This is a genomic window from Enterococcus sp. DIV0800, assembly GCF_050559735.1.
GTDB classification, from domain to species: domain Bacteria; phylum Bacillota; class Bacilli; order Lactobacillales; family Enterococcaceae; genus Enterococcus_A; species Enterococcus_A devriesei.
On sequence record NZ_CP187898.1, the window covers coordinates 1,367,357 to 1,380,102 of the forward strand.

The window sequence follows — 12,746 nt, forward strand, 5'->3', positions numbered from 1 at the left end:
GACAAGATTTAGACCTTTCTTTTTTGTCGCAAATAGTTCGGCAATTCTGACAAAACCAGACCCGTCAAAGTCAGCAAAATTCCCGCAGCCGTTTTAGTCGTTAATTTCTCCCCTAAAAGCAAGACCGAAGCAACGGTCGTTAACATCGGAATCGTATAAATATAAACTGCTGCTCGTACAGCCCCTAAATTTTTCACCGAAAAATTCCACGTAACAAAACACAAGGCAGATGCCCCAATTCCTAAAAATAAAAGATTGCCAAGATTAGTCACTTCTGTCAGCCGCGTAACATCAAAACGATCCACACTTAAAAGAAAGACCGGTAGCATAAATAGCAAGCCGTAAAAAAAGACCCGCTGCGTGATCGCAATCGTCGAATAACCCGATCCGCTGATTCTTTTGATTAATAACGAGTATGAGGCCCAACAAACGGTCGCCAGCATCGCTAAGCCGTCGCCAATCGGGCTAACATTTAATGAGCCCGAAAAACTAATCAACGAAATACCAATCATGGAACAAACAAACCCCAACAAGAAAATACGCGGGATCGTTCCTTCTTTCAAAACAAAGCGGCTAATTAAAGCCGTCATAAACGGACTGATGGAACCAATCACGCCGACATTCATAGCTAAGGTATACGTCAGCGCCACATTTTCTAAATAATAATACAAAAAGACTCCAAACAAACCTGCTGCCATAAAGAAAAATTCTTGCTTCCAGCCTTTGAAAGGAATGAACTTCCGTGACGCTACGGTTAAGATGAAAAAGCCGATCAGAAACCGAATAAATAAAATTTCAATCGGCAAAAAATTTACCAACAATACTTTAGTAGAGATAAATGTCAGCGCCCAAATAACCACCGTTACCCCAGCCGACAAGTGACCCTTGACTGTTTCAGACATAAGCTCCTCCTTTATTAAAATACTATGCCATCTAAGTAAGCGAGTTGCAACCACCTCTGAGCTTTTATTCCACATCACTCAATATTAAGCCGAATCCAACAAAAAACGAGATTCAACACGAATCTCGCCTCTTTAATAATCCACTATTAAAATTCAGGCTGCCACGGTCCATTTAGATTCGGCAGCTCATAATCCGCCACCAAACCGGCTTGATCAAAAACAACGCCATGAAGACTTCCTCCGAAAACCGCTCCACCGTCAATACCGATTTTATTATCCGATTGCCATATGGCTGTCGTCTGCATATCATCGTAGAGCATCGGGGTGATTGTATGCCCAAAGACGATTATCTTGCCAGTTTTATTTTTTCCTTCGTGAAAAGGCTCGCGAATCCATAAAAAATCCTGTAAGGAAGTCTCATGCCAATCTTTAGTTAAATCCACTCCCGCATGCACAAATAGATACTTTCCCCATTCGCAATAGAATGGACGCTCTGCTAAAAAGTCCATTAGCTTTTTGTAGCGGCTGCGGATCATCATAGTGATCTCGGTCGGAGAATATTCCAGTGTCGCACCTTGATGTAACAAGCTCTCAATCGTTTCTTTTCCACCATTATAGAGATAACTAGGAAACCAATCTTCAGGCTTCTCCATAAAATCTAAGAAGTATTCTTCATGATTTCCTCGTAAGTAGACCGCTTGGTATTTTTCAACCAGTTCCATCCCTAAAAGCCAGCATTCCTTACTTTTTGGTCCGCGATCATTTAGATCACCAATCAAAATCAACTGCTGTTTCGCTGGTTCAAATTTTTGCAAAATCTCTTGAAACAACTCATATTCTCCGTGAACATCACCAATCACAAATACTTGATCCATTCCCATCCGCCCCTCTCAATCGAAGACCGCTTTAGTTACCAGACACGACAAAATAATTTCCGTCAGCATCCACAAAATTAAAAATGTATTCCTCGCCAATTTGTGTCAGATCGCCTAGTTGAACATCAACCGTTTGTAATTTTTTATACAAACTAATCATATCATCACTACCAAAAATTAATGCTGGCGATGGTTCCGTCGCTTCATCGTCATTCTTTTGAATAAATGCACGATCATAGATGACTAAATGAGTCGTACTTGCCTCACTCATTGCCACTTCTGCTACTTGCGAACCATCCAACTCCTCAAAACTTATCTCAATAAAGCCTAAACTCTGCCAAAAAGCACTCGCCTTTTTCACATCATCCGCATATAAAATCACTTTTACTTGTTCGTTAAACAAACGATTCACTCCCCATAATTAATCTTAGATCTTAATAGACTCAATATAACAAAGTGCGCGCTTTGATGCGAACACTTAGTATGAAAAAAGCGAATTCTTAATTGATCATTTTGAACTAACTAGCTTTCGTTACAGTTTTATTTATAAAATGGCCATTTCGTTTCAAACTAGATTGACCTAGGAAAAGATGGACTAACAGCTAAATCCTTAATAAGGAAGCATTTTTCAAAAACGAAAAAATGCTTCTATTTTCGTACGCATACGATTTTTCTATACCCGCTAAAGCAGGAAGAAAAACTCGCAGTCGATTCTACACAAAAGGGAATAAATTTTTTTCAAAAATTAATTTTTATTATCATCGACATATTATCCAACTAGACATCTTCCGTTATAGTTCATTTATAAAGTGATCAATTCATCCCAAACTAGATTAAACTGCGAAAAGTTGGACTAACAAAAAAAGCTTGGTTGCGCATACCAAGCTTTTGATGATTTATTATTGATTCACTTCGATTGACGCGTCTTTGTCTTCTAAGATTTCTCGATCTAAATCATGAATACGTGAGCTGGTTACCACACCGGCAACCATGCTGCCGCTGACGTTGACTGCGGTCCGAGCCATATCGATCATTGGCTCAACTGAAATGACTAATCCTACGATAGCAACCGGCAAGTTCATGGCTCCCAGTACGATCAATGATGCAAAAGTTGCACCACCACCGACTCCGGCTACGCCAAATGAACTGATCGTTACAATCGCCATTAACATAATAATGAATTTCAAATCAAACACGTTGACCCCAACGGTGGGTGCCACGATCGTAGCTAACATAGCTGGATAAACCCCAGCACAGCCGTTTTGACCAATCGAAATCCCAAAACTTCCGGCAAAGTTTGCGGTTGCTTCATCTACACCCAATGCTTTTGTTTGTGTTTCGATATTCATCGGCAACGTTCCGGCACTTGAACGTGATGTAAAGGCAAAGCTCAAGGCTGGAAAAGCCTTTTTAAAGAAATTGATTGGATTGACTCTAACACCCAGCAAAATAAGTGAGTGAACTAGTAAAACAACGATCAAGGCACTGTAAGAAGCCAAAATAAATTTCCCTAAGTTGACAATTGCTTCAAAATCACTCGTTGCTAAAACGTTGGTCATTAATGCGAAGACCCCATAAGGTGTTAGACGCAAAACCAAAGTAACGATACGCATAACGATTTTATATAAGCTTTCAATCAAGTTTGCAAAAAATTCTGCTTCCTTCGGTGCCTTGCGACGAACACCTAAAAAGGCGATACCGACAAAGGCCGCGAAAATAACCACGCCAATAGTACTTGTTGGGCGTGTTCCTGCGAAATCAGCAAAAACATTTGTTGGAATGAAAGATAAAATTTGTTGCGGAATTGAGAAGTTTTGGACCATATCCTGACGATCGGCCAATTCTTTGATCCGAGCTGTTTCTGCTGCTCCTTTGGTGAAGGTTGCTCCATCTAAATTGAAGATCATCACAGCTGCGATACCGATCAAGGCAGCGATTGCTGTTGTTGCTAACAGTGTAACTAAGACGTTCGCACTGATCTTACCCAGTTTCTTACTGGATTTCATCTTCGTAAAAGCACCTACGATAGAAATAAAAACTAACGGCATAACTAACATTTGTAATAAAGAAATATAACCATTACCGACGATCCCGATCCATTCCATCGCTTGAGAAATGATTTTGCTACCATTACCTAAAAGTAATTGTAAAATTCCGCCAAAAATAATTCCGGCGCCTAATCCAGCGAAAACTCGATTAGAAAATTTCACATGTCTTTTTTGCATTTGGTAGAAAGCCACAAGCAACGCAACGAATACTAAGATCACTAATACAGTGAACAGAGTTGTCATTGTATTCCTCCTTAAAATAACTTTCTATAATGACAAGTCTGTCAAAGGAAGTAAAGGTTCCCGGTGTCCATTCTTCAATGAAACACCCTAAAATATGATTGCGCAAATCCAATATTTTAGTGACTTTTTTAGTATAACTCAGATAAAATAATCTGTCTTATAAAAAGCATTATTACAGGAAAATTTTCAAGAAAAATTCCGACTGAAAGGATATCCAAATTTCTAAGATATCTTTCCAGTCGGAGGAAAATAAATAATTAAATTGTATTAGACGAAAAATTAATTTTAACGCCTGGTTTATCTAAAGCAATTTCCGTGATCTCATAGACCATCCGCTCGATCAAATTTAAAATAGGTCGAATCATCTCATTAGCTTCCGCTTCAGTCAAATCACTCTTTTGATTAATTTGGCGACCGATCACATGAATCACTTGCGACAAGACACCGCCAATAATAAATTCTTCAAACGGAAGAATAAATTCGATTCGAACTCCCATGATGCTATTTTCAGCAGGATAGGCCGGATCCGTTGAGTCCAATGGGCTAAAATTGATTAATAATTTCTGTTCGACTTTTTGATCTCTTGGAGGCAATCCATAATTAAAGGATTCTACAACCTCTTGATCCCGTTGCAATTCCATTTCGCACCTCCTATCCTCTATACCTTATGAACGACGTTCATCTTATTTTTATGCTAAAAATCGGATTGGAGCAGACATCTTTAATTTAATTATAGCTTTCTCCGACATAAATTTATAGCATTTCTTTCAAATTATTTATCCGATAGGTAGCTTTGATGTCTTGCTTAAAATGATCCAAATCATAAAAAACAGTTTTAGTTTTAGCATTATTCCCCGCTTCAATATCAAGCTTCCGATCGCCAATCATAAAGGTCTGTTCTCTATCAAGCTGATACTTTTCAATAAAATAATTGATCGCCGCTGGATCTGGCTTACGAGGAAAAGCAGAATCACTGCCTACCACCTCGGTGATCAATGAATCTAAGCCGTCTCGCTCTAATAATTTCCACGTCGCAGCAATTTGTCGATGAGTCAAAATAAAGTGCTGGCCGCCATTCGCTTTTAATCCTGTCAACACTTCCTTTGTCTCCTTAAAAGGAAGTGATTGATTCATATTTCGCACCTCGTATAAATGATAAGTTTCATCAAAAGTCGGCACCGGCAGCTGCCAATCGATAATCATTTGATGAATAGAATCTTCTTTGATTTTCTGATAAACCTTCGCCTCTTCTTGTGGCAAATTAAATTCCGTAAAAGTTTTCATTAATGCTTTAATCATCATCGGATACGTATCATACAACGTTCCATCAAAATCCCAAATATAATTCATGTTGCGCCTTTCTAATTAACATAATATTTTTACAAAATTATTTTTTCTTCGATTTGCAGCTTTCGATCAAATTTATAAACCATTGGTGAAGCATTGGGAATATCAATCTGATCCACCTGATCGATTGGAATATTCTCTAAAAACTGAACAAGCGCTCGCAAACTGTTGCCATGTCCACAGACCAAAACCGTTTTTTTCGCCAATAATTGTGGCGCCACTTGATCTTCCCACAGCGGACGAACACGCTTTGAAGTCATGTGCAAGCTTTCACCGGTAGGTATCAAGCGCGGATCCAGCTGATCGTAGCGACGGTCAAAATGATTATCTTGCGTTAAAGGCGGCACCTCGTCGAAACCGCGTCGCCATTTTTTGACTTGCGCCGCGCCAAAATCGCGGGCGATTAAATCCTTATTTTTTCCGACTAACGCGCCATAATGCCGTTCATTTAAGCGCCAAGTTTTATATTCCGGCACAAAGCTGGCATCTGCTTCAGCTAAAATCATTTTAGCTGTTTTGATGGAGCGTTTTAGAACAGACTCATAAGCGACGTCGATCAGTAAACCGGCTTCCTTGATTTTTTTACCTGCATCTTTAGCCTGCTGAATGCCTCGATCAGTTAAATTAACATCCAACCAACCTGTCCAATAATTTTCAAAATTTGCTTCACTTTCGCCGTGGCGAACCAAAATTAAGTTCATCTACTCACCTTCTCCTTGATAGAATAACAGAAAAAGCCTAGTTTTAGAAACTAGACCTTTTTGACAAATTGCGTATGACAATTTTTACACGTCACTTTGATTTTTCCCCGACCTTTCGGTGCCCGCATTTTTTGTTTACACTCTGGGCACTTAAAATAAGTATAGGGACTTTTCTTGCCTTTGAAAAAATCCTTCACTCGATTGAGCCACAGAAGAAATTTTTGATTTTCATTACTGCGAGGATAGATTTTCTTTGAACAAAAACGATAAATGACCAGCAAAAACGCAGCTAGAGCAATGATATTTCCGATATAGTAAGGGATCCAATGATCAAAGATCGTAAAGACTGCCCAGATGATCAGCAAAGCTTTATTGATTTGGTCTAGCCTACCATAACGTCCCCGCATCAAATACGCGTACTTTTGATACACATTCATCAAGCGCTGCATCCAACGATTTCCCAACAAAAATGCTCCCTTCCAAACTACTTACTTATTAAAAATTTTCGGACCTTTACGCATGTTTTTACGGTCATTCTTAGGTGTTTCCATTTTCTTCGAACGTCCGCCGCCTTGTTTATTTTTAATGATTTCTAGCATTTTTTCTTTTTGATTCATCCCTTACACCGCCTTTACTAATAATGTGACTGATTCCACATGATGGGTTTGAGGGAATAAATCAACTGGTTGAACTTTTACCGCTTGATACCCAAAAGCTTCATATCTTTTCAAATCGCGAGCCAATGTCGCTGGGTTGCAAGAGATATAAACAATTTTTTCTGGATTTGCGGCCACGGAAGCTTCAATGAATTTTTCATCCAAGCCTTTTCTTGGTGGATCAACAAAAACAACGGATGGTTCAATACCTTCACGAGCCCAACGTGGCATAATTTTTTCAGCTTTACCGACTTCATAATTGGCATTTTCGATCCCATTGCGTTTCGCGTTGGCTTTCGCATCCTCGATTGCTTGAGGAACGATTTCCACTCCGTAAACATGTTTGACTTTTTCTGCTAATGACAACCCAATCGTACCGATCCCACAGTAAGCATCTACGACGATGTCTTCTTTGTTCAAATCAGCCAGATCAATTGCGATTTGGTACAATACTTCAGTTTGCTCGGTATTGACTTGATAAAATGACTGAGATGAAATCCGATACGTTTTTCCTAACAACGTATCATCGATCGTCGTCTTGCCCAACAAGACTTTTTCTTCACGCCCCATAATGACATTGGTTTTTTCTGGATTGACATTTTGAATTACTGAAACTACTTCAGGCAATTCCTTTTTGATCACTTCTGCGATTTCTACGCCTTTAAAGAAACGCTCGGTCCGCGTGACCAAGATCACCATCATTTCATGGCTGTAATGTCCGCGGCGAATCACGATATGCCGAATGAAACCAGTATTGTCTCGTTCGTTATAGGCCTTTACGTTGAAACGTTGCAAGATGTCTCGCACAGTGATGATCGCTTGGTCGATTGCTGGATCTTGGATCAAATAATTTTCGATCGGCAGCAACGTATGCGAATTTTTACGGTAAAAGCCCGTCGTCAATTTATTTTCAACTTTTTGTACTGGAATCTGTGCTTTGTTGCGATAACCAAAAGGATCTTTCATCCCTAATGTCGTTTCAACAGGAAGTTCAGGCATCTTAGCGATTGATTTCAAAACTTTTTGAATTTGTTCTTGTTTGAAACTCAACTGATAGTCATAGGTCATATGGCTCAAAGGTGCGATTCCGCTTCTTAATAAGTCTAAGTCTTTTACTTCTTGGCGTTCAGGATTGTCATTGAACCGTTCCATAACTTTTCCATAGCCGAATTTTTTGCCGACTTTAACTGCTTTGATCGTCACCTTTTCGTCAGGTAACGCATTTTCAACAAAGAGCGGGAATCCTTCGATATGTGCAACGCCTAACCCTTCGTAAGACAGGTCATCAATTGTCACTGTATAGGTTTGATTTTTTTCTATCGTCATTGTATTCTCCTTTAAGACTGATTCACCTATCATAATGAATTCAAGCAAAAAAAGCAAGGTAACACGCTAGTTTTCCTCATTAAGAGTTTTGTAAGAATCCGCCGTTTTCCTTTCTTCACAAAAAAGAAGTGTGACCCTACTCAGTCACACCTCCGCTTACTATTCATCCTGATCTAGATCTTCGTCTTTGATTTTCTCAAATTCTTTAACCAATTCAATTCCCGCTTCTTTTTCCTCTGGATCAACGGTTCCTAAAATGGCATTGTCATCGATCTCATCGGTATTCGCGTAAAATTCAATATGCTGATGCAGATTTTCAAAACTCATTGGTGCATCGCCACCATACTCGCCGTCTAAATTAATCATCATTTTTTTATCTGTATCAATCAGGCTAGCATCTAAAAAGCTGGTTTTAACATAAAGAACCTTCGAATCATTCACATGCTTGCCGCCGTTTAAGACGAGGGTAATCAATCGAACGATTTCGAAAAGATTTGCCGTTTTAACGACGATCAATGAAAATTTTCCATCGTCTAATTTCGCATCTGGGGCAATCGTTTCAAAACCGCCGATGGAATTGGTCAAGCCTAAGAAAAACATCGAGGCATTGCCTTCGTATTCGCCGCCTTCATAAACTAAACGCATTTTAGTTGGCTTGATTCGAGGCAGCATTTCAGCGCCCTTCGCCAAATAAGCCAAGTAGCCAAAAATACTTTTTAGCTCAGATGGTACTTCATAGGTTAACTCAGTCAAAGAACCACCAGCTGCAATATTAATAAAATATGTGTCTGCTGCTTTACCGATATCCATCTTGACTGTCTGTTGTTTCTGGATGACTTCCGCCGCGGCTTTTACATTGCTGCGAGGAACTTTTAAAGCCCGGGCATAATCGTTGGTCGTACCTGCGGGAATGATCGCCATCTTAGGTCGTTTTTTTAGTCCAGCGATCCCATTGACTACTTCATTGATCGTGCCGTCCCCACCTGCGGCTACTACTAATTCAAAACCAGCTTTCGCCGCGCGGGTCGCCTCATTTTTTGCTGAATCGGGTTCCGGAGTCGTAGCAAAAGCACTGGCTTCATAGCCTGCTTTTTCAATGGCATCCAAGATATCCGCCAAATTATTACGCATGATCTCTTTTCCAGAAACTGGATTATAAATCAATCGTGCTTTCCTCATGATTTGCTCCTTGTTCATATTAAGGTATTCATTTTTCTCTCGAAAAATCAATCTTATTTTCACGCCGTATATCATTCCACTAAATAAGTTGAAGCTAAAAGTGGAACTGACATCCTTGTTCATATTAAGATACTCATTTTTTTAAAGTAAAACTGAATTTCTTATCGTTTTGCTAATTCCTCTTGAAGTAATTTGTTTACGACACCAGGATTAGCTTTACCTTTAGTTGCTTTCATAATTTGTCCGACTAAGAAACCAACTGCGCGATCTTTCCCGTTCTTGAAGTCTTCAACGGATTGCTCGTTGTTATCAAGCACTTCGTTGATCATTGGCAACAATTGAGCCGGATCAGATAATTGAACTAAACCTTTTGCTTCAACGACTTCTTTTGCTTCGCCACCGTTTTGGATCAACTCGCGGAAGACTTTCTTCGCGATTTTTGAGCTGATCGTGCCATCAGCGATCAATTTGATCATGCCGGCCAAATTATTCGGCGTTAATTTTGTCTCTGCTAATTCTAATTTTTCACTGTTTAGATAAGCGGAAACTTCACCCATCAACCAGTTAGAGGCTTGTTTAGCATCGGCCCCTTCTTTCAACGTGTCCTCAAAGAAGTCCGACATTTCACGACTTAGCGTTAGAACCATTGAATCATATTCTGGCAACCCAAGCTCATTCACGTAACGGTTTCGACGTGACGCTGGCATTTCCGGTAGTGACACCCGAACTTTTTCGATCCATTCATCATCAATCTCAAAACGTGGAATATCAGGTTCTGGGAAATAACGATAGTCACTTGATCCTTCTTTGACACGCATTAAAATGGTTTTGTTGGTGCCTTCATCGTAACGGCGAGTTTCTTGTTGGATCGTACCGCCAGAAAGTAAGACTTTCGTTTGACGTTGAACTTCAAAAACAAGACCTTTTTTCACAAAGCTGATTGAGTTCAAGTTTTTTAATTCAGTTTTTGTTCCAAATTCTTCTTGACCGTAAGGGCGTAAAGAAATATTAGCGTCACAACGCATTGAGCCTTCTTCCATCTTCACATCACTAACGCCGGTGAACTGGATGATTGAGCGTAGCGCTTCTAAATAAGCGTTAGCTTCTTCTGGTGAGCGCATATCTGCTTCGGAGACGATTTCGATTAATGGTGTTCCTTGACGGTTCAAGTCGACATATGAATAGCCGCCGATACCGTGCATATTTTTACCGGCATCTTCTTCTAAATGTACTCGCTCGATCCGAATCTTTTTCTTTTTACCGTTCACATCGATTTCAATCCAGCCATCATGTCCGATTGGTTCATCAAATTGAGAGATTTGATAAGCTTTGGGATTATCTGGGTAAAAATAGTTTTTACGGTCAAAGTGCATGTTTTTTGAGATTTCACAATTTAACGCTAATGCCGCTTTCATCCCAAATTCAATTGCCGCTTTATTCATGACTGGTAAAACGCCTGGATAACCCCAGTCGATAATGTTTGTATTCGTATTGGCTTCCGCACCAAAGTGAGCGGGCGCTGGTGAAAAGATTTTAGAGTTTGTTTTTAATTCCACATGGACTTCAAGTCCAATGACTGTTTCTAAATTCATTATTTGTCCCCCCCTAAAATCACTGGTTTTTGTTTATGGAAATCAGTCGCTTGTTCAAATGCATAGGCTGCTTTATACATGGTTGATTCATCAAAGTGTTTTCCGATGATTTGTAATCCGACAGGTAAGCCTTCTGAGAATCCAGCTGGAACAGACATCCCTGGTAGACCGGCTAAGTTGACGGGAATCGTCAAAATATCATTCATGTACATCGTGATTGGATCATTGATATTTTCACCAATGCCAAAAGCAACCGTTGGTGAGGTTGGGCCAATGATTAGATCGTAGTCTGCAAATACTTTGTCAAAGTCTTGTTTGATCAACGTCCGAACTTGTCCGGCTTTCTTAAAGTAAGCATCGTAATAGCCGGCAGAAAGAGAGAAGGTCCCTAACATGATCCGACGTTTGACTTCATCACCAAAGCCCTCTGTCCGTGTATTCACGTAAACATCTTCTAGATTTTGCACGTCTTCTGAGCGGAACCCGTAACGAATACCGTCAAAGCGTTGCAAGTTTGAACTTGCTTCAGATGAAGCAATAATATAGTAAACTTCTACCCCATATTTTGAGTGAGGCAAGCTGACTTCTTCAACCGTCGCGCCTAAAGCTTTAAAGGTCTCAACTGCTTTAACAATTGCTGCTTTGACCCCAGGTTCAATTCCTTCAGCCATGAATTCTTTTGGAACCGCAATTTTCATACCCTTAATGTCCCCAGTCAAACCGGCCGCGAAATCAGGGACTGAAGCGCCAGCAGAAGTGCCATCTTTAGGATCATAGCCACTGATTGCATTCAAAGCTAAGGCATTGTCCTTAACGGTCCGAGTGAATGGTCCAATTTGATCTAATGACGAAGCGAAGGCAATTAAGCCGAAACGCGACACGCGGCCATAGGTTGGTTTCAAACCAACGACCCCGTTAAAAGCAGCGGGTTGGCGGATACTACCACCGGTATCGCTACCTAAAGAAACAGGGACTTCACCAGCGGCCACTGCTGCTGCTGAACCGCCTGAAGAACCGCCGGGAACCTTCGTTTGATCCCACGCATTTTTTGTCTTTTTAAAATAAGAAGTTTCGCTTGAGCTACCCATCGCGAATTCATCCATATTTAATTTTCCAACTGGAATCAAGTCAGAGCTGTAAACTTTTTCCATAACAGTTGCATCGTAGATTGGATTGAAGTTTGACAGGATTTTCGATGCGGCAGTCGTTAAGATTCCTTTAGTAACGATATTGTCTTTAATTCCGATTGGAATACCCGCTAGCGGATTTTCCTCAGTGATTCCTTTTGCATCAACAGCTTTCGCCATTTCCAGCGCTTTTTCTTCATTCAATGTGATGAAAGCATCGATCTCTGTTTCGGTCGCTTTGATTCGATCAAAGGTTTCGCTTGTTAGATCAGTTGCTGTGATTTCTTTTGAAACAAGCAAACTGTGTAGTTCTTCAATTGATTTATCGAATAATTTTTCCATTATGCACCAGCCTCTCCGTTGTCGATGATTGCCGGAACTTTAATGAAGCCATCTTCGCTTTCCGGTACGTTTTTCATTAATTCATCACGGGACCAGCCTTCTGTGGCTACATCTTCTCGCATGACGTTGATCGTTTCTAACACGTTTGAAGTAAAGGGTACACCTTCTGTATCCACTTCCCCAAGTTGTTCCACCATGTCGATTATTTTTCCTAATTGATCGGTAAAACCGGTCAATTCATCATCTGAAAAAGAAAGTTTCGCAAGTTTTGCTACGTGTTTCACTTGTTCTTCATTGATTGCCATAATATCCCTCTTTCTTTTGTCAATTTTCAATCATTTTATCATAACTCTGTTAGAATTCACGTCTTTTTTCTTGAAATTTTTTGAAAAGTTGTACAATTCAAAA

Annotated in this window: 14 protein-coding genes; all 14 read right to left on the bottom strand. The window is 40.1% G+C overall.

Annotation, left to right across the window (positions count from 1 at the left end):
- Nucleotides 1–8: 8 nt before the first annotated feature.
- Nucleotides 9–902: a DMT family transporter gene (locus IGI54_RS06615; RefSeq protein WP_216429030.1), complete on the bottom strand. Its 894-nt coding sequence runs from the start codon at nt 900–902 to the stop codon at nt 9–11.
- 146 nt (nt 903–1,048) lie between these two features.
- Nucleotides 1,049–1,777, bottom strand: a complete 729-nt coding sequence (locus IGI54_RS06620; RefSeq protein ID WP_430620240.1) for a metallophosphoesterase family protein — start codon at nt 1,775–1,777, stop codon at nt 1,049–1,051.
- Between the two features lie 31 nt (nt 1,778–1,808).
- Nucleotides 1,809–2,180 carry a VOC family protein gene (locus IGI54_RS06625; RefSeq protein WP_216429028.1) on the bottom strand — a complete coding sequence of 124 codons (372 nt, stop codon included), beginning with the start codon at nt 2,178–2,180 and terminating at the stop codon, nt 1,809–1,811.
- A gap of 496 nt (nt 2,181–2,676) precedes the next feature.
- Entirely contained in the window at nt 2,677–4,068 is a 1,392-nt protein-coding gene (locus IGI54_RS06630; RefSeq protein ID WP_071862759.1) for an L-cystine transporter, read from the bottom strand.
- Between the two features lie 257 nt (nt 4,069–4,325).
- Nucleotides 4,326–4,709, bottom strand: a complete 384-nt coding sequence (locus IGI54_RS06635; RefSeq protein ID WP_379945555.1) for a DUF1149 family protein — start codon at nt 4,707–4,709, stop codon at nt 4,326–4,328.
- A gap of 112 nt (nt 4,710–4,821) precedes the next feature.
- Nucleotides 4,822–5,418 (bottom strand): HAD-IA family hydrolase, encoded by a 597-nt coding sequence (locus IGI54_RS06640; protein ID WP_430620241.1) that lies wholly within the window; start codon nt 5,416–5,418, stop codon nt 4,822–4,824.
- Between the two features lie 29 nt (nt 5,419–5,447).
- Nucleotides 5,448–6,116 carry a 2,3-bisphosphoglycerate-dependent phosphoglycerate mutase gene (locus IGI54_RS06645; RefSeq protein WP_430620242.1) on the bottom strand — a complete coding sequence of 223 codons (669 nt, stop codon included), beginning with the start codon at nt 6,114–6,116 and terminating at the stop codon, nt 5,448–5,450.
- A 50-nt stretch (nt 6,117–6,166) separates the two neighbouring features.
- Nucleotides 6,167–6,565: a hypothetical protein gene (locus tag IGI54_RS06650; RefSeq protein WP_313631001.1), complete on the bottom strand. Its 399-nt coding sequence runs from the start codon at nt 6,563–6,565 to the stop codon at nt 6,167–6,169.
- A gap of 39 nt (nt 6,566–6,604) precedes the next feature.
- A complete protein-coding gene (locus IGI54_RS06655; RefSeq protein ID WP_071862763.1) occupies nt 6,605–6,733 on the bottom strand; it encodes a hypothetical protein in 129 nt (42 codons plus the stop codon).
- Nucleotides 6,734–6,736: 3 nt separating this feature from the next.
- Complete coding sequence (gene rlmD, locus IGI54_RS06660; protein WP_430620243.1) at nt 6,737–8,098, bottom strand: 23S rRNA (uracil(1939)-C(5))-methyltransferase RlmD; 1,362 nt, start codon at nt 8,096–8,098, stop codon at nt 6,737–6,739.
- Between the two features lie 159 nt (nt 8,099–8,257).
- Nucleotides 8,258–9,277, bottom strand: a complete 1,020-nt coding sequence (locus IGI54_RS06665; RefSeq protein WP_071862764.1) for a diacylglycerol kinase — start codon at nt 9,275–9,277, stop codon at nt 8,258–8,260.
- Nucleotides 9,278–9,438: 161 nt separating this feature from the next.
- Entirely contained in the window at nt 9,439–10,869 is a 1,431-nt protein-coding gene (gatB, locus tag IGI54_RS06670) for an Asp-tRNA(Asn)/Glu-tRNA(Gln) amidotransferase subunit GatB (protein ID WP_216429019.1), read from the bottom strand.
- Nucleotides 10,869–12,338, bottom strand: coding sequence for an Asp-tRNA(Asn)/Glu-tRNA(Gln) amidotransferase subunit GatA (gatA, locus tag IGI54_RS06675; protein WP_430620244.1), 1,470 nt, complete (start codon nt 12,336–12,338; stop codon nt 10,869–10,871). Before gatA ends, gatB begins: the two co-directional genes overlap by 1 nt.
- Entirely contained in the window at nt 12,338–12,643 is a 306-nt protein-coding gene (gatC, locus tag IGI54_RS06680; RefSeq protein WP_071862767.1) for an Asp-tRNA(Asn)/Glu-tRNA(Gln) amidotransferase subunit GatC, read from the bottom strand. The genes gatA and gatC overlap by 1 nt, the downstream gene beginning before the upstream one ends.
- Between the last annotated feature and the right edge of the window lie 103 nt (nt 12,644–12,746).

Coding starts and splice junctions, on each gene's coding strand:
- IGI54_RS06615 (WP_216429030.1), bottom strand. CDS start 902: ATGTCTGAAACAGTCAAGGGTCACTTGTCGGCTGGGGTAACGGTGGTT.
- IGI54_RS06620 (WP_430620240.1), bottom strand. CDS start 1,777: ATGGATCAAGTATTTGTGATTGGTGATGTTCACGGAGAATATGAGTTG.
- IGI54_RS06630 (WP_071862759.1), bottom strand. CDS start 4,068: ATGACAACTCTGTTCACTGTATTAGTGATCTTAGTATTCGTTGCGTTG.
- IGI54_RS06635 (WP_379945555.1), bottom strand. CDS start 4,709: ATGGAATTGCAACGGGATCAAGAGGTTGTAGAATCCTTTAATTATGGA.
- IGI54_RS06640 (WP_430620241.1), bottom strand. CDS start 5,418: ATGAATTATATTTGGGATTTTGATGGAACGTTGTATGATACGTATCCG.
- IGI54_RS06645 (WP_430620242.1), bottom strand. CDS start 6,116: ATGAACTTAATTTTGGTTCGCCACGGCGAAAGTGAAGCAAATTTTGAA.
- IGI54_RS06650 (WP_313631001.1), bottom strand. CDS start 6,565: ATGCAGCGCTTGATGAATGTGTATCAAAAGTACGCGTATTTGATGCGG.
- IGI54_RS06655 (WP_071862763.1), bottom strand. CDS start 6,733: ATGAATCAAAAAGAAAAAATGCTAGAAATCATTAAAAATAAACAAGGC.
- rlmD (WP_430620243.1), bottom strand. CDS start 8,098: ATGACGATAGAAAAAAATCAAACCTATACAGTGACAATTGATGACCTG.
- IGI54_RS06665 (WP_071862764.1), bottom strand. CDS start 9,277: ATGAGGAAAGCACGATTGATTTATAATCCAGTTTCTGGAAAAGAGATC.
- gatB (WP_216429019.1), bottom strand. CDS start 10,869: ATGAATTTAGAAACAGTCATTGGACTTGAAGTCCATGTGGAATTAAAA.
- gatA (WP_430620244.1), bottom strand. CDS start 12,338: ATGGAAAAATTATTCGATAAATCAATTGAAGAACTACACAGTTTGCTT.
- gatC (WP_071862767.1), bottom strand. CDS start 12,643: ATGGCAATCAATGAAGAACAAGTGAAACACGTAGCAAAACTTGCGAAA.